This is a genomic window from Aquibacillus halophilus (assembly GCF_009649745.1).
In the GTDB taxonomy this organism is placed as follows: domain Bacteria; phylum Bacillota; class Bacilli; order Bacillales; family Amphibacillaceae; genus Aquibacillus; species Aquibacillus halophilus.
In genome coordinates, this window is sequence record NZ_WJNG01000008.1 from 115,643 (window position 1) to 134,244 (window position 18,602).

General features: G+C 39.7%; 13 protein-coding genes. 9 read left to right on the plus strand and 4 right to left on the minus strand.

Features of this window, described 5'->3' with window-relative positions; translation table 11 throughout:
• The first annotated feature begins 628 nt into the window (after window positions 1–628).
• Genes GH741_RS11625 through GH741_RS11640 form a run of 4 tightly spaced genes read left to right on the plus strand, consistent with a single transcriptional unit; the run spans window position 629 to window position 9,845 of the window.
• Entirely contained in the window at window positions 629–3,697 is a 3,069-nt protein-coding gene (locus tag GH741_RS11625; RefSeq protein WP_153736957.1) for an anti-phage-associated DUF499 domain-containing protein, read from the plus strand.
• A complete protein-coding gene (locus tag GH741_RS11630; RefSeq protein ID WP_153736958.1) occupies window positions 3,694–4,278 on the plus strand; it encodes an anti-phage-associated DUF3780 domain-containing protein in 585 nt (194 codons plus the stop codon). The genes GH741_RS11625 and GH741_RS11630 overlap by 4 nt, the downstream gene beginning before the upstream one ends.
• On the plus strand, window positions 4,278–7,118 hold the full coding sequence (locus tag GH741_RS11635) for an anti-phage-associated DUF1156 domain-containing protein (RefSeq protein WP_153736959.1): 2,841 nt from the start codon (window positions 4,278–4,280) through the stop codon (window positions 7,116–7,118). Before GH741_RS11630 ends, GH741_RS11635 begins: the two co-directional genes overlap by 1 nt.
• 3 nt (window positions 7,119–7,121) lie before the next feature.
• The gene (locus GH741_RS11640) at window positions 7,122–9,845 is read left to right on the plus strand and encodes a phospholipase D-like domain-containing anti-phage protein (protein ID WP_153736960.1); all 2,724 of its coding nucleotides are present in this window, start codon (window positions 7,122–7,124) and stop codon (window positions 9,843–9,845) included.
• A gap of 763 nt (window positions 9,846–10,608) precedes the next feature.
• Here the strand turns inward: GH741_RS11640 and GH741_RS11645 are convergent.
• Genes GH741_RS11645 through GH741_RS11655 form a run of 3 tightly spaced genes read right to left on the minus strand, consistent with a single transcriptional unit; the run spans window position 10,609 to window position 12,376 of the window.
• Entirely contained in the window at window positions 10,609–11,517 is a 909-nt protein-coding gene (locus GH741_RS11645) for a DnaD domain-containing protein (protein WP_153736961.1), read from the minus strand.
• 46 nt (window positions 11,518–11,563) lie between these two features.
• A complete protein-coding gene (locus GH741_RS11650; RefSeq protein ID WP_153736962.1) occupies window positions 11,564–12,058 on the minus strand; it encodes a competence protein ComK in 495 nt (164 codons plus the stop codon).
• 39 nt (window positions 12,059–12,097) lie between these two features.
• The gene (locus GH741_RS11655; protein ID WP_153736963.1) at window positions 12,098–12,376 is read right to left on the minus strand and encodes a helix-turn-helix domain-containing protein; all 279 of its coding nucleotides are present in this window, start codon (window positions 12,374–12,376) and stop codon (window positions 12,098–12,100) included.
• A 1,160-nt stretch (window positions 12,377–13,536) separates the two neighbouring features.
• On the opposite strand from GH741_RS11655, the gene GH741_RS11660 reads away from it, so the two are divergent.
• Both GH741_RS11660 and GH741_RS11665 read left to right on the plus strand, forming a co-directional pair.
• Window positions 13,537–14,016 (plus strand): toll/interleukin-1 receptor domain-containing protein, encoded by a 480-nt coding sequence (locus GH741_RS11660; RefSeq protein ID WP_240795480.1) that lies wholly within the window; start codon window positions 13,537–13,539, stop codon window positions 14,014–14,016.
• A gap of 502 nt (window positions 14,017–14,518) precedes the next feature.
• Window positions 14,519–15,535: an oxidoreductase gene (locus GH741_RS11665; RefSeq protein ID WP_153736965.1), complete on the plus strand. Its 1,017-nt coding sequence runs from the start codon at window positions 14,519–14,521 to the stop codon at window positions 15,533–15,535.
• 58 nt (window positions 15,536–15,593) lie between these two features.
• Here GH741_RS11665 and GH741_RS11670 read toward each other — a convergent pair whose 3' ends face one another.
• The gene (locus GH741_RS11670) at window positions 15,594–15,812 is read right to left on the minus strand and encodes an aspartyl-phosphate phosphatase Spo0E family protein (RefSeq protein WP_153736966.1); all 219 of its coding nucleotides are present in this window, start codon (window positions 15,810–15,812) and stop codon (window positions 15,594–15,596) included.
• Window positions 15,813–16,026: 214 nt separating this feature from the next.
• Here GH741_RS11670 and GH741_RS11675 point away from each other — a divergent pair, with 214 nt between their 5' ends.
• Genes GH741_RS11675 through nadR form a run of 3 tightly spaced genes read left to right on the plus strand, consistent with a single transcriptional unit; the run spans window position 16,027 to window position 18,544 of the window.
• A complete protein-coding gene (locus tag GH741_RS11675) occupies window positions 16,027–16,809 on the plus strand; it encodes an NUDIX domain-containing protein (protein ID WP_338079390.1) in 783 nt (260 codons plus the stop codon).
• A gap of 19 nt (window positions 16,810–16,828) precedes the next feature.
• Window positions 16,829–17,524, plus strand: a complete 696-nt coding sequence (gene pnuC, locus GH741_RS11680; RefSeq protein WP_153736967.1) for a nicotinamide riboside transporter PnuC — start codon at window positions 16,829–16,831, stop codon at window positions 17,522–17,524.
• Window positions 17,525–18,544, plus strand: a complete 1,020-nt coding sequence (nadR, locus tag GH741_RS11685) for a multifunctional transcriptional regulator/nicotinamide-nucleotide adenylyltransferase/ribosylnicotinamide kinase NadR (protein WP_153736968.1) — start codon at window positions 17,525–17,527, stop codon at window positions 18,542–18,544.
• Window positions 18,545–18,602 lie beyond the last annotated feature (58 nt).

An 18,602-nucleotide genomic window follows, 5' to 3' on the forward strand; every position in this document is an offset into this window, starting at 1 on the left:
AAGACTGACAGTCTATTTGTTCATTGGTGAAAGGCAATTAATAGGGGTGTTTAAAATAGTGTTTTATAAGGGTACGAGATTATGTAAAAAGTCCCGAAAAAATTGTATGATTATTATATATCTATTCCCTTGCGTCTTTTATTAATACAACGATAGAATTAGTATAATAATATTTATCGATTGTACTCAAAATAGCTTTACTATTAAGCAATTTATCTAAGGTGAACAAAGATAAGAGCTTGGGCTAATATATATTGTTAAGAAAAAATCTCCAATGGATCTATGACTGTAATTTTATTTAAGCCGTCATAGCGAAATCAACTTTATGGCCCGAAGCACAGTATAGACGCATTTAGCAATTGTAGCTAGTCTTAAGCCTTTGAACTCGTTTTAACTTTGAAGTTTTACATAGTTGCTGAGTTTGTTAGATGAAAGAACGCTAAAAAGCCACAGATGAAACAGAGAAGCGAGTTCCTATTGTGTGGTTGTGAGCAAAATCCAGCAGATAGAAAAGCATAGCTACGTAATACCACGCAAATACATTTGATAATAGAAGCTTTTATAATCTCCACGCATTTATAAACCTAACACCCTTGCTGGGTAAGGAGAAAAGGGAGGAGTATATATAATGAAAACAGTCAAATCAGCATGTCAATTACAACCAAAGGCACTTGAAATAAATGTAGGAGATCAGATTGAGAAACTGGATGAGATCATTCATGATACCAACGGGCATGAATATTTTAAGAAAACATTCATCACAGATGGGATGAAAAACCTTCTTTCCAAAGGTATTGCACGACTTGCCGGGAAGTCAAACGATACAGTTTTCCATCTTAAACAGGCTATGGGTGGAGGTAAGACGCACTTAATGGTTGGATTTGGACTCCTGGCAAAAGATTCAGCCCTTCGGGAGAGACAAATAGGCTCCCTGCCATATCAGTCGGATTTTGATTCGGCAAAGATAGCCGCTTTTAATGGGCGTAACAATCCGAACACTTATTTCTGGGGAGAAATTGCACGTCAACTAGGCAAAGAGAGTCTCTTCAAGGAATTTTGGGAATCGGGTGCAAAGGCTCCGGATGAAAAGTCATGGGTAGATCTTTTCGATGGCGAAGAGCCTATTCTAATCCTCTTGGATGAGCTGCCCCCATATTTCCATTATTACAGCACTCAGGTTTTAGGGCATGGAACGATTGCTGATGTGGTTACAAGAGCATTTTCCAATATGCTGACTGCAGCTCAAAAGAAGAAAAATGTTTGTATTGTGGTATCTGACCTTGATGCCGCCTACGATACTGGTGGGAAGTTAATCCAACGCGCTCTAGATGATGCTACACAGGAACTGGGACGTGCAGAAGTATCTATTACTCCTGTTAATCTGGAATCTAATGAAATATATGAAATTCTTCGCAAACGTCTCTTTCTTTCGTTGCCGGACAACAGTGAGATAGCAGAGATTGCCTCAATCTATGCGGCAAGGCTGGCAGAAGCAGCAAAGGCAAAGACGGTTGAAAGAAGTGCTGAGGCTTTGGCTAATGATATCGAATCAACATATCCCTTCCATCCAAGCTTTAAGAGTATTGTTGCCCTTTTTAAGGAAAACGAGAAGTTCAAACAAACGCGTGGTTTGATGGAATTGGTTTCACGTCTTTTGAGGTCCGTCTGGGAAAGCAGCGAGGACGTGTATCTGATTGGTGCTCAGCATTTTGATCTTTCCATTCACGATGTTCGTGATAAGCTGACTGAAATTTCAGAAATGAGGGATGTGATTGCAAGAGACCTCTGGGATTCCACTGATAGTGCCCATGCGCAGATTATAGATATTAACAGCGGGAATCATTATGCAAAACAAGTTGGGACCCTTTTGCTCACGACCAGTCTTTCAACTGCCGTCAATTCTGTAAAAGGGCTTACTGAAAGTGAAATGTTTGAATGCTTGATTGATCCTAATCACCAAGGAAGCGGTTATAGGACTGCATTCAGTGAGCTTCAAAAATCCGTCTGGTATATGCATCAGACCCAAGAAGGACGTAACTATTTCAGTCATCAGGAAAATTTAACGAAAAAGCTCCAGGGGTATGCGGATAAAGCTCCGCAAAACAAGGTTGATGAACTGATACGACTTAGCCTTAACGAGATGTATAAACCGGTAACCAAAGAAGCGTATGAAAAAGTGTTACCTTTGCCTGAAATGGATGATGCAGCGGCTGTTCTTAAAACAGGACGGGCACTTTTGATTATAAGTCCAGATGGAAAGACTCCTCCGGGCGTTGTTACTAATTTTTTCAAGGGACTGGTTAACAAAAATAATGTACTAGTATTGACTGGCGACAAGTCATCTATTGCCGGCATTGAAAAAGCCGCCCGCCATGTCTACGCAGTAACAAAAGCAGATAATGAAATTCCTGATTCACACCCGCAACGAAAAGAGCTTGATGAAAAGAAAGCTCAATATGAACAGGATTTCCATACCACCGTTCTTTCGATTTTCGATAAACTTTTCTTTCCGGGAAACAATCGGGGCGAAGATATGCTTCGACCGAAAGCACTCGATAGCACATATCCGTCAAATGAACCCTATAATGGTGAACGGCAGATTGTAAAAACTCTGACTTCAGATCCCATGAAATTATACACCGAGATCACTGAAAACTTTGATGCACTTCGCGCTAGAGCAGAATCGTTGCTATTCGGCTATCAGGATGAGGTACGCAAGACTGACTTGCTGGACAAAATCAAACAGAAGACTCAAATGCCGTGGCTTCCTAGCCGTGGATTTGATCAGCTGACCATTGAAGCCTACCAGCGTGGTGTATGGGAAGATTTGGGGAATGGCTACATTACGAAAAAGCCGAAACCAAAAACAACAGAGGTCATTTTTAGTGAAGACTCTTCTCCAGATGATTCTGGTACTGTACGTTTGAAAATTGATGTAGCGAATGCAGGCAAAAGTCCACGAATCCACTATGCAGAAGACGGTGATGTTTCTGAAACCAGTCCGGTACTTAGTGATAATACACTGGCAACCAAAGCGTTGCGTGTTCAGTTCATTGCCGTTGATCCAACTGGAAAAAACCTGACCGGTGCTCCCAAAACATGGAAGAACAATCTAACACTGCGCAATAGATTTAACGAAGATTCCCGAACAGTAGAGCTTTTTGTAGCACCGAAAGGTTCTATTAAGTACACTTTGGACGGGTCAGAAGCCCGGAACGGAATAGACTATACAGATCCCATTCAATTAGGGAATGAAGAAACAACAGTTTATGTATTTGCTGAGTGTGATGATCTTGAGGAAAAGCGGAACTTTACCTTTGCCAAGTCCGGATCCAAGGAAGTCCCTATTATTAAAGACGCACCAGCTATACTAGTAAGCCCATCCCCAAAGCGCTTAGATAGTTCCTCGAAAACGTATGAGGGTCTGAAGATGGCTAAGGAGAAAGGTATCGAATTTGAACAGGTGATGCTGATGTTGGGATCTTCACCAAAGACAATCAATCTTTCTCTTGGCGAAATTAAGATTAGTGCAGAGTTTATTGAAACAGAGCTGGCACACCTTCAAACCCTCCTAAGCCCGGATGCACCTGTGATTATGACATTTAAAAAAGTCTATACACTAACCGGCTATGATTTGGAGCAATTTTCCAAGCAGTTCGGTATTGAAATAGGCAATGGAGAGGTAGAACAAAAATGAGTATAACTAAAGATTTTGGAGCTCCAACAGAATTTGGCATGCATCATTTTTATGTGGAAATTCCCGCAACTCCGAGGGATGCTATTCGTATTTTTGAAGATTTCGGCTTTGACGGCGATGAAGCTCACCGTGAAACGATTGAATGCAGACTGGTTTTGGCTCGTGAACTTTGGACCAAAATCCGGGATGACATCAGACGAGACTTTAATGCACGCTTAAAAAATAAAAAGCAAAGTACCGGCAGTTGGAAAACAGGAAAAGTTAAGCTTGACCGCTTTTTGGGCAAAGAGTTGTGCGTCCTTGGCTGGGCGGCAGAGCACGCTTCACCCGAGGAGTGCCTTGTAATTTGCCAAAAGTGGATGGCATTGCGTCCTGAGGAGCGCTGGTGGCTTTACAGCAAAACAGCCTCGGAGGCTGGACAAGACAATCAGTCCTTGCGAGGTTGGCGTAAAGCACTCTACTGTGCTTTATCTGATGGTACTAATATTAGGTTGGGGCCTAAGAAAGAAGCCAAGACAAAAAAAAAGAGACAAGAACAAAAAGTGACTTTATTTGATTTCATAGAAAAGGGAGATATCTGATGGCACTAGTACCATTTGAATGGAAAGACAAACCGGCACTGATTGAACATCTTTTTCCAGTGCAGAAGATATCGGCTGAGAGTTATAAGGAGCAGATGGCAGGTTCAGGTAAAACTCTCACTGCACTTGGAAGTTATTGGAAAGGTAGAAAGCCACTTATTCTGAATAAGGCTTGCATACTAGGTTCATTGCTTCCTGCCTCTGAGGATCGGCTTAAGGATCTGGAAATTTTTGAACTTTTAATGGGGATGGACTTAGGGTCTATGAAAAAAAGACTTGAAGAAAAACTTCCTACGTCAAAAAGAAATACAATCGATCAATTATTAGTTCTTCCATATAATGAACAGGTAAAGAATGCTAAACGTCCTGAAGAAGTTGGTGAGCATCTTTTCCTACATGTTTGGGATCGAGTGAATAAACACCTTGGTACTTCAGCAACTTCCTTTCCTGATCTGATCAAACAAATGGGGATCGCTCGCTTTGGTCGGCGTCCAAAGTTTGCCGATGTTTTCTCTGGATCAGGGCAGATACCCTTTGAGGCGGCGCGATTGGGGTGTGATGTTTATGCTTCTGACCTAAACCCTATTGCTTGTATGCTAACCTGGAGTGGCCTCAACATTGTCGGTGCCTCCAATGAGAAACGTGCAGAATTGCATAATGCTCAGAAAAAAAAGGTTAAGCAGGTTCAAAAGGAAATCGATGTGTTAGATGTTGAAACTGATGGCAACGGTTGGAGGGCAAAGGCATATCTGTATTGTGTTGAAGTCAAGTGCCCCGAATCAGGGTGGATGGTACCACTAATTCCAAGTTTAATTATTAGTCGTGGTTATGGAGTCATAGGCGATTTAATTCCGGTTCCAGAAGAGAAAAGATACAATATAGTTGTTAAATATGTTAAAAATAAAGAAGAAATTGACGAAGCGGATAATGGGACTGTGCAAGGTGGAGAAGTTGTTCATTCACCAAACGGGAGTACTACATACCGTACAAAGATAAGTACAATTCGTGGTGATTATAGAGAAGGTAAAAAAAATAAAAATCGTTTGCGGATGTGGGAGAAGACTGATTTTTCACCACGTCCAGACGACATCTTTCAAGAGCGGCTTTATGCTGTGATGTGGATGCGCCCAAGGCAGAGTGGACGAGGTGATATATACGAATTCCGTTCGGTCACAGATGAAGATTTGGCTCGAGAGAAAAAAGTAATAGACTATGTCCGTGAACATCTCGAGGAGTGGCAGGAAAAAGGTTATATTCCAGATATGGTTATTGAAAAGGGATATAACACTGATCAGCCAATTCGCGAGCGTGGGTGGACCCATTGGCACCATTTGTTTAATCCGAGACAGTTGTTGGTTGGTGCCTTATTCCGAAAACGGTTGGAAGCATATGAATATCCTCAGTTTGGGCGCATTCTTGATTATAATGCTAAATTGTGTAGGTGGAGTTCATATCCAGGGCCAGGCCGAGCAGGGAAAACTCAAAATGTTTTCTATAATCAAGCTTTAAATACCATCTATAGCTATGGATGCAGAGGAAGTGAATGGTTGGAAGAATTTTTTACAGCTGATAACTTTAAATCATTTCCATGTCAATTTGAGACAAGAGTCAACTCCCATCCCGCTCAAGAACTTGAAGTCGAAAACGACATATATGTTACAGATCCACCATATGGTGATGCAGTAAAATATGAAGAAATCACAGAGTTCTTTATAGCTTGGCTGCGAAAGAATCCTCCTAAGGAATTCGAACAGTGGAACTGGGACAGTCGACGCTCGCTTGCAATTAAAGGAGAGGATGAGGGTTTCCGGCAAGGCATGGTGGCTGCCTACCGTAAGATGGCCCAAAAAATGCCGGACAATGGCATTCAGGTTTTAATGTTTACCCATCAAAGTGGGGCTATTTGGGCTGACATGGCAAACATTATCTGGGCGAGCGGCTTACAAGTCACGGCGGCTTGGTATGTGGTAACGGAAACTGATTCAGCTTTGCGTCAAGGAGCAAATGTCAAAGGAACCATTATTTTGATTCTTCGGAAGCGACATCAAGAGATAGAAACCTTCCGTGATGATTTGGGTTGGGAGATTGAGGACGCGGTTAGAGAGCAGGTGGAATCGTTGATTGGACTGGATAAAAAAGTGCGGGATCAAGGTTCCGAAGGGCTATATACGGATGTTGACTTACAGATGGCTGGATATGCTGCTGCTCTGAAAGTGCTTACAGCATATTCCCGTATCGACGGTAAGGATATGGTCACAGAGGCCGAAGCGCCTCGTCAAAAAAGTAAAAAGACTTTTGTTGATGAACTGATTGAATTTGCGGTCCAGACCGCCGTCCAGTTTCTTGTCCCAGTGGGATTTGAAAGAGGGGAATGGCAGAAACTGCAGGCTGTGGAACGATTTTACCTTAAAATGGCGGAGATGGAGCATCTGGGTGCCAAGACACTGGATAACTACCAGAACTTTGCCAAAGCCTTCAAAGTCTATCAGTTTGACCAGTTGATGAGCGACAGCTCCAAAGCCAATTCTGCACGATTGAAGCTATCGACCGAGTTTAAAAGCTCTATAATGTCAGGAGATGCTGAAATTGCAGGGACACCGCTTCGTGCCTTACTTTATGCTCTTTTTGAACTCTCCAAAGAGGTTGAAGTAGATGATGTGCTGTTGCACCTGATGGAAAACTGCCCCAACTATTTGACGAACAAAACACTGTTGGCGAAAATGGCAGACTACTTGGCAGAAAAACGTGAAGGTATTAGAGGCACGATATCCTTTAAACCTGAAGTGGAAGCAAGCTGCGCACGCGTACTGGCGGAATCTATAAGAAATCAGAGGTTATAAGATATGACGTTAAAGCGTTTTTCCTCCCGAACGGAAAAATTGGATACAGAATTTTTGGCTAAAACTCTGAGAAGTGCATCAAAATATTTCCGTATTGCAGGCTATTTCAGAAGTTCTATCTTTGAGCTGATTGGCGAGGAAATCGCTCAAATTCCAGAAGTGAAGATTATCTGTAATTCCGAACTGGATTTGGCCGACTTTCAGGTAGCAACAGTCACAGCTAGGAATACAGCACTTAAAGAACGTTGGAATGAAGTGGATGTGGAAGCTGAAGCGCTGTTGAAAAAAGAGCGTTATCAGATTCTCGACCAGTTATTGCATTCCGGTAATGTGGAAATCCGTGTTGTGCCGAGAGAACGCCTGTTTTTGCATGGAAAAGCTGGATCTATACACTATCTGGATGGTACACGTAAGTCGTTCATTGGATCTGTAAACGAGTCGAAAAGTGCCTTTTCCCATAACTATGAATTAGTATGGGAGGATGACGATGAGGAAAGCGCTGACTGGATAGAGAAAGAGTTCTGGGCCTTGTGGAGCGACGGTGTTCCTCTACCAGAAGCCATTTTGGCAGAAATTAATCGTGTGGCTAATCGTCGGGAAATCAAGCTAGAAGTATTGAAACCCAATGAGGTCCCGGCTGCTGCAATGGCGGAAGCACCAATATATAGGGGTGGAGAACAATTGCAGCCATGGCAACGCTCCTTTGTAACAATGTTTTTGGAGCACCGGGAAACATATGGTAAAGCCCGCTTGCTTTTGGCCGACGAGGTCGGGGTTGGTAAAACTCTCTCAATGGCAACAAGTGCTCTGGTGAGCGCCCTTCTTGAAGATGGTCCTGTTCTCATTCTTGCTCCGTCCACTTTAACGATTCAGTGGCAAATTGAGATGATGGATAAACTGGGGATTCCCTCAGCTGTCTGGTCTTCTCAAAAAAAGGTGTGGCTTGGTGTTGAAGGTCAGATTTTATCACCACGCGGAGATGCTTCTTCTATAAGAAAATGTCCATACAGAATCGCCATTATTTCGACTGGATTGATCATGCACCAACGAGAGGAATCTCATTTTGTCAAAGAAGCAGGAATGCTCCTTAAAAATCAATTTGGTATAGTAATTTTGGATGAAGCACATAAAGCACGAGCAAGAGGTGGACTTGGTAATAAAGCATCTCAACCAAACAATCTTCTCGCTTTTATGCTGAAAATAGGAAGGCGTAGCCGCCATTTGATACTGGGTACTGCGACTCCTATCCAGACGGATGTCCGGGAACTTTGGGACCTTTTGGGAATCCTGAATAGCGGTGCAGAATTTGTTCTTGGGGATTCATTATCCCCTTGGCGAGACCATGCACAAGCGATTCCACTGGTGACTGGCAAAAGTCAAGTAACTTCTGAACACGAGGTCTGGCGGTGGCTAAGCAACCCACTTCCTCCAGCTAATCAACATCATATTGTCCAGCAAATTCGTGATTATCTGGGGATTGACTCCCAGTCCTTCTTTTGTGGACACCGGTATGAGGACCTGGGCTATATGATTCAAAGCATGTGGCTTTCTGAGTGTCTGGATCCCAAATTCTTCAAAGAAAATAACCCCGTATTGCGTCATACTGTTTTAAGAAAAAGAAAACAGCTTGAGGAAGATGGTCTGTTAGAAAAAGTTGGGGTTCATACGCACCCGTTAACCCGGAATCTTGCCCAGTATCAATCTCGCTTTGTGGGCTTGGGAATTCCAACCAATACGCCCTTTCAGGTTGCGTATGGAAAAGCCGAAGAGTTTAGCAAGTTGCTTCAATCTAGAACCAAAGCTGGCGGCTTTATGAAATCGTTAATGCTTCAGCGTATTTGTTCAAGTTTTGCATCTGGTTTGAAAACCGCACAGAAGATGCTAACACACTCTATTTCAAATGAGGATGACGACCGCATTGAAGAAGTAGAACACATCCTTTCTGAGATGACTCCTGCAGAAGTCGCCTGTCTCAAAGAAATAGAGACGCAGCTCTCACGCCCTGAAGCGGTAGATTCTAAATTCAATACAGTGAAGTGGTTCTTAACTGAATTCACGACTGATGGGAAAACATGGCTTGAGCACGGTTGCATTATCTTCAGTCAGTACTATGACACTGCAGAATGGATTGCCAAAGAACTGGCAAAATCTTTCAAAGATGAAACTGTGGCAGTATATGCCGGTGTCGGAAAAAGCGGCCTTTTCCGAGACGTGCAGTTTAACAATGTCGAACGTGAAGTAATCAAGGCTGCTGTTAGAACCCGTGAGATCCGACTAGTAGTAGCAACTGATGCGGCTTGCGAAGGGTTGAACCTACAAACGCTAGGGACCTTGATTAACATTGATCTTCCTTGGAATCCGTCTCGGCTTGAACAACGATTGGGTAGAATCAAGCGGTTCGGTCAGTCGCGTAAGTTTGTCGATATGCTCAATCTTGTCTATAGCGAAACTCAAGATGAGAAAGTTTACAACGTATTGTCAGAACGCCTGCGTGAAACCTATGACATTTTTGGCAGTCTCCCCGACACAATCGATGATGAATGGATAGAAGATGAAGAAGAGCTTAAAGAGCGGATGAACGAATACATTCACGAAAGGAAAAAGGCTCAAAATGCTTTTACCTTGAAGTATCGTGAGACCCTAGACCCTAAGCAACAATTATGGGAACGATGTGCGTCTGTTTTATCTCGTAGTGACATTATAGGCAAGCTCAGTGAGCCCTGGTAATAAGAGGTGAACTGAACAATGTGGTGCCTGTCATTTCCCATTTTTGTCGACATCGACATATTTCGGGAAACGACAGGCACCTTAATTAAGCACATTAAGTTAAGATATTACCACTCTCACCTGGGGGCGGCATCATTTAATAATTATTGTAATCACCTAAACCTAAGTATGTAGTTATGCCCAATCTTATCTTAGGAAAAAACATTTGTGAAAATCTGGTGGCACCCTTAAGGCTATACCGTTATGTTCTCTCAACTTATATATTCGGACTAAGAATTAAAAATATAGAAACTGTTAAACTACGTGTCGGCTTAAACTATTAGTTTATTATTTCAACAATTATTGGAAGCCAAAATAACGCATTTCTAATTAACATGGAATGTGCTCTTTAATGTAGAATATTAATAAAGTCCACCCAATCCAACAATCTATTCTACGACCTGAAACGGCAACAACTCATTAAAAAAATCATACTTCTTAATAATTTTCAGGAAAGTCCCATTGTCAATGACGGGGTATAGGGGTGGATACCTATAGCACCCTTGGTGATAAACAGTATGCATCTCATCAAAGAATACTCTATCTTTATAGTTAAAGTACTTTCCACAAAAAAGACAGCACATACGATCATTGTCTTTCACGTTAATCTCTCCCTTAACTTTAATGCTTTAGTAATTCTACTAGCATAAGAGATTATCCTGTTCGTTCACAAAAATGTAATAATTTGCGAGTATACGATTCTATATGCCACACGATTTTGAACTTACATGACTTCAGCTTTTACTTGTTTTTTCCTTTCTAGATAATCAGTCAATTGCTTAACAACATCTGATTCGCCCGCTTGGATGCTTAGGTTTGATGATAAATGTTCTGTGTGCTTATTTCGATTGTGAAACCAGTCGGGGATAATCTCTTGTTTCCCGGTTTGTGGTGTTTTGTAATAGGCTTGTTTTTTCTGGGCATAAAAAGCTTCTTCACTAGCCTCTACTTGTTCTAAAGTCACAAAACCTTTTTCAGACCACTTCTTGAGAATGCCATTTACATATCCCCAACAAACGTTATTTTGTATGAGTGATCGTTTCATTGCTTCAATAACTAACACATCACCTAACCTCACCACCCAATTAGTGATTTCTTTTTCTAAGTAGGCATTCGTATCTTTAAAATTTTCTTGGTAGAACGAAATAACACTGTTGGTAGTATTTATTATTGTATTTTTGTTTGGTTTTATTTTTACATTGTTTTGTTTAATTAATGGGACCGGAGTGTGGTCATATTTGTGGTCCAGATTGTAGTCGGCTTTCTGGTCAGAAATGTCGTTATCTTTTGGTTCGTCGGTTAGATCAATCATATTGGAGTCACTGTTGCAGGTGATACTGTGGTCCTCAAAGGTGGTCAAACTAATCATTTGATAGATAGCAGCTTGGTTGCCACCACGAGATTGGAAATGAATATATCCTTTCTCTTTTAGTTCCTCTCTTGCACGTTTAAACGTGCTGTCTTTTAACTGTGCTTTTACACACAATACCATTGCTGCTACAGTAAACTCCTTTTTCCAGCCAGTTTTATTGTTTACTTGCATTAAGGCATGCCACAGGAGTACTGCCGAGTTTGATAGAGGGTTAAATTCGAGATGATTGTATAGGGCATTGATTTCTTTGATATAGTTCATTGGTAGTTTCCTTTCAAGTTGTGGTATCGGGGATTTAGTTACTCTGTTAAACAGTCATCAGTGGTTTTTCAATTGAGGCGAATTGCAAAATGCAAATCGCGGTTCGTTGCATTTGTTTTTCTAGAATATAATAAGACTCGTCTACTATAATTTGTTGTCCATCTTTAAAGGTGATAATTGATTGTGGAATGAGACTTTTTGAAGAATAATAGGGTTTAATTATTTTTACGTGGTTGTAGAAAATCCATTTGCATTGTAACTGGCTGGGTGAATGCGTAGGAAAGGTGAAAATGTTCTTGCTTGGGTTGATAGGAATCGGAACTTTTCGGTGGCAACTGGTTTGGTACATCACTGCTGCTCGCCTTCCATCATAACTAGCGCCACCATCTAGGCAGGCCACTTTGATGATTTCGAGAGGTGTTTGTTTTATAAAAAGCTTCTTACCTGATTCGAGAACAATGGTTTGGTAATCGAAATGTGTAGCAGGAATAATCGCCATTGTTCGGTAATTCACATGATAGGATGTGAAGATGTCGTTCATTCAGGTGAACACTCCTTTTGGGGATTAATTGAATGATTTTTAAAGATTACCGTGTAAGCTAAGACCGTGCTTTTTAAACTCCTGTTCAACTTCCTTTTTAAATTCGTCATGATTTATTTTAAGTCCATTAAGAATTTCGAACATTTTTAAATAGCTAGGGTTGTAGATTCCTTTCTCCAATTTACCTAAATACTTATAATCGATTGAAGATATCTCAGCTAATTGAGGTTGAGTCATGCCTGCAGCCTCTCTATTCTTTTTTATGATTTTACCTACCAACTGCTTTTTTAATTCGGTTTCTTGCTTCTTTTGATCCAAAAATATCACCTTTTTAAAGAGATTATGTAGTTAGATCAAAGTATTTGAAACGTCGTATTCGGCGGGTTTTGAAGATTTATAAAAATATTTTTTTTAGAGAACCAATTCTATTAATATCATCTAATTAAGTTAATATCCCATCACCATACTGTGTAGTAAAATGAAAGTATTAACTTAATAACTCAGTTCTTATTTAATAGTTTTAAAAAAGCTCGTTCATAACAGTGTTTCTGCTTTGAACCAGCTTTTTTTGACTGAATTAATATTATTAAGAAGTCCATTGGTGAAACTCTGATGGTGCTTGACACCAATCCTGATCCCTCATTCATTGTTTTCTAATCAATAAGAGATATCCTACCTTGCCCTTCGACACTAGTATGTTTACCACTGCAACCTTAATTGGTATCAGAGAATAAATCCTTAGTTCAGAGTATCAAAAATCTTAGAAAACCTAAAAACAGTCCCCCTTTTGCAAAAGACGGACTGTTTTTAGTTAACTCTTTTATTGCGTAGTAGACTATACTACGCAGTAAAATACTTTATTCAAATGTTTTTTTTGATTACGAAGGTTTTCAACAATTGGACCATATAACCGAAGATAACGTTGCTTTAAATATATAATTGAAATAAATGGACGTGCCAAAGATGAGGTTTATACCCTTTAGACTCTTTTAATTTTTATTAAAGGTATACTGGATTTAATTTGTTTATAACTACATTCGGCAAAATGATGTAAATATTTCCTTTATTTTACAAAAACAATAAGTTAAAATAGTATTTAGAATATATTGATAATTTTTTGGGATGCCAAGTGTAGTCTTTCTTAGCTTTAAAGAGGAAGATAAAATGGAAAAATTGCAATGAACCGAAAATTAAGGAGGCAATTGAAATGGATATAGTAAAAGGGTCAGAACTGCTCATTCAAGTAGGGGGGAATGGTCATGGCTAGATGCACGGCTCCAGTAAGGGGACATCGATCAGCGAGTGCCGTAGCTAACTGCCCAGCGTGCGGCGGGCGTTATGGTCGCCATAATAGTAGCTACAGGTCGTACTCACCATCGTCTTATTCCTCGGCCCTGAGAAGTGGGGGCGGTCGAAGCAACGGCGGTGTTTCTGGTCGCAGTATAAAGCCTCGTTGGTCGGGAGCAGGTTCGTCCGTGTTGTACACGCCTGAAGAAGTTAGGGCCCTCACACCAATACGTAATAATGTCGAAGACCTGGCAAAGCGACCTGACCTTCGGGACGTCTTCCTCTGTCATGCGTGGGACGACCGGAAGGGGGTCGCCAAGGAACTATACGATCTGCTTGAGTCACGCGGTGTCTCCGTCTGGTTCAGCGAGAAGGACGTTAGCCTCGGCGTGCCGTTACTTCGCGCAATAGACAAGGGTTTGGCGAACTCGCGAGTTGGGATTGTGCTGGTGACTCCTGCGATGCTACGCCGCCTCCCGGCAGAGGGTATCGCCGACAAAGAACTTTCGGTACTCCTCTCTCGCGAGCGTCTCGTTCCGATTGTGCACGAAACAACGTATGAAGCTCTACGTGAAGTCAGTCCCTTGCTCGGATCACGAACCGGTCTGAGCACTGCAGAAGAACCAATAGCAGACGTTGTGACTAAGCTCGCAGAACTGGTCTCCATCTAAAAGTTCTGTTTGTCAACCCTAGTTTGCTATTCAGACGAGGCTGTTTGGACGCTCTGCCGTTTGTCGGTTAATTGACGAACCCGGTTGCACCAAGGTCATTGCTCCTGGTATTGCCTTTCTTCAATTTTTTGGCAGTTTAATTGAAGATGAACTTTATTTAAAACAGGATCTCTTGCTGCACAGTACAACAATACTATGCAATAAAAGATAATAGTCCGCAATCTGGCGAGATTGTGGAAAGCCAAAAGCCTAATTCCTCGGTCAAAATAAGAGGATTAGGCTTTATTATTTAATATTTCTAAGTTTTTTCTGGTAAATACTTTGACAGCAAACGGTAAATCTCATGGCAACTAGTGGTACATTCTTGTGGCTGTAATCCAGTGCTTCATTTTTGCTAAAGCTATAGAGAAATTTTTATTCCCCATATATACTAATAACAAGAAAGTTACCAGTGGAGATAGTTATGAATACCGGAATAATTACAAGATTTTAGGAGGCTGTTATGCTTACTATCGGTTATATTGGAAATGGAAAAAGCACGAACAGATATCATCTGCCGTTCGTATTGCAAAGAGAGAGTGTAAAGGTACAATCCATTTATCGAAGAAATCCAGACCATGATAGTTGGGATAGTATTCCAGGAGTAAAGTATACTTCTGATTTAGATGAATTGTTACATGACAAAGACATTCAACTGATTGTTATTTGCACCCAACATGACAGTCATTATCAATACGCAAAATTGGTATTAGAACATAACAAAAACTGTCTGGTTGAAAAGCCGTTTATGGAAACCTCCGAACAGGCAAAAGAAATATTTGCATTGGCCAGTGAGAAAGGATTAATCGTTCAGGCATATCAAAACAGACGCTTTGATAGTGATTTTTTAACCGTCCAAAAGGTCATTGAAGAAGGGGAAATTGGGGACTTGCTGGAAGTGGAAATGCATTTTGACTATTATCGTCCCGAAGTACCTGAGTCTGTTCATTCTTTTGATCCTGCTTCGTCATTTTTATATGGACATGGCTGCCATACACTAGATCAGGCTATCAGCTATTTTGGCAAGCCAGATCATATCTATTATGATGTAAGACAGTTATTGGGACAAGGAAGAATGAACGATTACTTTGATATAGATTTATATTATGGAAAGTTGAAGGTATCTATTAAATCGAGTTATTTTAGACTGATAAAAAGACCTAGCTTCGTAGTTTATGGCAAGAAGGGATGCTTTGTGAAAGAAACCAAAGATCGTCAGGAAGAGCATTTAAAGTTATTTTACATGCCTGAAAACAAAGACTTTGGTCTAGATACCATCAAACATTATGGTGTACTGACATATATCGATGAAGAAGGAACAGTCCACGAAGAAAAACCGAAATCCGTAAATGGCGATTATGGAAGAGTATATGATGATCTATATGAGGCCATCATCCATGGCAAAGATAAAACCATTACAGACGAACAGACACTACTCCAAATGGAAATATTAGAAACTGGAGTGAAAGGTTTGAAGTAGAGTGGTCGTAGCGGTGCCAGCCTTTGACAAATGTTAGACAAATGTAAAAGAACTCACTTCAATTAGTGGGCTCTTTTTTGTTCATAGCAATATTTATTAATTCATCTAGTTGCTGTGATAGTTCTATTACTTCAGGTCCATATGGATCCCTTGAGTAAGCCTTATACATCTCTTGTCTTAAATCCTCAATTAATAGTTCAATACTATTATCGATTAATGTACCCAATGGTTGCACTACCTTTTTTATAGTATCAAATAATTGTACAATATTTTCCATTTAATTACTACGTTGAATAAAATAATTAATGAATTAACTGACGAAGAAAAGAAAGAACATACATAGCTATAGCAAATGCCTGACATCAATCGTTCAACAGTTGAGAGCTTAATTATCGACCTAATGTTATTTACCAAATATTTCTTTACTGATAATCAATTATACATTATAATTTAATTAACAATTAACAAATTGTTAATCAAGGGGGATTAAAGTGGTTTCTAGAGAATATAACTCAAAAAAATTTATTACACCTGATGGTTATGCAAGTGACATAGCAGTATTCACTATAACTTCCGAAAGTAACGGGCAGTATAAGCCCCCGATAAAATTTTTAAAAATCATGTTAATTAAACGAAGTAACCAGGATCATGAAGGAAATCCAAATATCGAAGCTGGCAAATGGGCATTACCAGGAGGATTTGTTCGTTCGAATGAAACAGCTTTCCAAACTGCTGAACGAAAGCTTTATGAAGAAACCGGAGTTGGTGGATTACGCATTAAGCATTTTGGAGTCTATGATTCACCTGGTCGAGATGATAGAGGATGGATTTTGTCAAATGCTCATTATGTAATTGCGAATGAAGAATTTCTTAAGAATCGTAAAACTACTAAGGATGCTTCGGATATTCAGCTTCTTACGATTGAAGATGCGCTTGAAATTAATCTTGCTTTTGACCATCGAAAAATTATCGATGATGCGATTTGGTTTATCAAAAAGGACATGGCATTAACCACGCTTGCAAAACACTTTTTGCCTAAAGAGTTTGTATTATCCGAACTGCAAGGTGTGTTATTAACAGTATTGGATGATCCTTCCATAAAGACAGATGCCGCTTTTTTTAGAAAAGCACCTACACTGCCTTTTCTAGAAGCTGTCTCAGAAAACGGAAAACTAAAAAAGTCAAATCGCTATTCTAAAACACCAGCACAGCTTTACCGATTTAATGATTTTCAACCAATTACATCCGTATATAGTAAAAAGCTTAAAGGCTAGTAGGATAGGAGAAGATTGGATGGCTTTCCTAAGAGATTGGACACGTTTTGAGAAGTTATGGTTACTAGTATTTACATTGATTAACATTTATCTTTTCTTTGCATGGTCGGATTCCCTGGTCGGATTAATAGCTTCTATAAGTGGAATGTTGTGTGTTGTATTAGTTGCGAAGGGTAAAATTTCGAATTATTACTTCGGTATTGTCCAAACAGTCACATATGCTTATATTGCTTATGGATATGGACTTTATGGAGAAGCGATGTTAAATGCTCTATTTTATTTTCCGGTTCAATTTATTGGAATTTATTTATGGAATCAAAACAAAACAGTACACGATGTAAAAGGAGAAGATGTATTAATTAAACGTCTTTCAAAATCAGGCTGGTGCTATACTATAATATCCGTAATATTATTGACAGTTGCCTATGGATCCTTCTTGGAATTTTTAGGTGGCAATAATGTGTGGAATGATTCAGCAACAAACGTATTGTCCGTAACGGCGCAAATTCTAATGTTAAAACGTTTTGTCGAACAATGGCTTCTATGGATATCAGTTAATATTCTTTCTATTTTACTTTGGGTAAGTGCACTTATTTCTCAAGGTGGAAATGATTTCTCAATGCTTGTAATGTGGTCAGCATTTCTAGTAAATAGTATTTATGGCTATTTCAATTGGCGGAAACTGCAAATTAAACAAAGTCAGGAGGCGACATAAATGACAGTTGGATTTATAGGGGGAAAATTCCTTCCACTTCATCTAGGGCATGTTTATGCAATTATTTATGCTTCTGCCATGGTAGATGAATTGTATATTGTTTTATCTCATAGTAAACAACGTGATAAAGAATTATGTGACGATACTAAAATGAACTATGTCCCCGATTATATTCGATTACGCTGGCTATCTAAATTAACAAAAGATATGCCACATGTAAAAGTTATACCCATAGAAGATGATTACGGAAATGATGATTATGATTGGAGGGAAGGAAGTCAATTAATAAAAAAGAAAATTGGTAAACCAATTGATTATGTCTTTAGTTCAGAACCATCCTATAAAGATATTTTTGCAGAATTGTATCCAGATTCTAAACATATATTAATTGATCCTAACCGCAAACATGTTAATATTTCAGCTTCTAAAATCCGAGCAGAAGGGATTTTTCATAATTGGAATTTTATCCCTGACATAATTAAACCGTACTTTGTTAAGAGAGTTGTAGTTGTTGGAACAGAAAGCTGTGGAAAATCAACATTAGTTAGAAACCTTGCGAAGATATATAACACAGCATACGTAGCTGAGTATGGAAGGACTGTGTATGAGGAACTTGGGTGTGATGGAATAATTACAGAAGAGGATTATCAACAAATAGCCTATGGTCACAAGATGGAAGAGATAAAAGCGATAGAAAGTGCAAACAAGCTTTTGTTTATAGATACGGAAGCAATCGTGACTCAGTTTTATTCAAATTTATACAATAATGAGCATCAAACAGTGCTAGATGAAATTGCAAAATTACAGGATTATGATCTCTGGATCTTTCTTGAGCCAGATGTGAAATGGGTTCATGATGGTTTAAGAAAGCATGGCACGGAAGTAGAAAGACTAAAGAATAACAACCATCTAAAGACATTATTAGACAAACAAAATATTCAATATAAAATCTTAAAGGGTAATTATGAAAAGCGCTTAAAAGGTGCTATGGAGCTTATTGAAGATATAATGAAGAATTAAACAGTGAAAGTGCATTATTTTAAGCAAACTTGGAGGTTTTGAATATGAGAGAAACCAA

What these genes read in the sequence shown, in the direction of transcription:
- nadR (WP_153736968.1), top strand. Translation starts at nt 17,525, where the DNA reads ATGACAGTTGGATTTATAGGGGGAAAATTCCTTCCACTTCATCTAGGG.
- pnuC (WP_153736967.1), top strand. Translation starts at nt 16,829, where the DNA reads ATGGCTTTCCTAAGAGATTGGACACGTTTTGAGAAGTTATGGTTACTA.
- GH741_RS11640 (WP_153736960.1), top strand. Translation starts at nt 7,122, where the DNA reads ATGACGTTAAAGCGTTTTTCCTCCCGAACGGAAAAATTGGATACAGAA.
- GH741_RS11650 (WP_153736962.1), bottom strand. Translation starts at nt 12,058, where the DNA reads ATGAACGACATCTTCACATCCTATCATGTGAATTACCGAACAATGGCG.
- GH741_RS11645 (WP_153736961.1), bottom strand. Translation starts at nt 11,517, where the DNA reads ATGAACTATATCAAAGAAATCAATGCCCTATACAATCATCTCGAATTT.
- GH741_RS11665 (WP_153736965.1), top strand. Translation starts at nt 14,519, where the DNA reads ATGCTTACTATCGGTTATATTGGAAATGGAAAAAGCACGAACAGATAT.
- GH741_RS11670 (WP_153736966.1), bottom strand. Translation starts at nt 15,812, where the DNA reads ATGGAAAATATTGTACAATTATTTGATACTATAAAAAAGGTAGTGCAA.
- GH741_RS11625 (WP_153736957.1), top strand. Translation starts at nt 629, where the DNA reads ATGAAAACAGTCAAATCAGCATGTCAATTACAACCAAAGGCACTTGAA.
- GH741_RS11630 (WP_153736958.1), top strand. Translation starts at nt 3,694, where the DNA reads ATGAGTATAACTAAAGATTTTGGAGCTCCAACAGAATTTGGCATGCAT.
- GH741_RS11635 (WP_153736959.1), top strand. Translation starts at nt 4,278, where the DNA reads ATGGCACTAGTACCATTTGAATGGAAAGACAAACCGGCACTGATTGAA.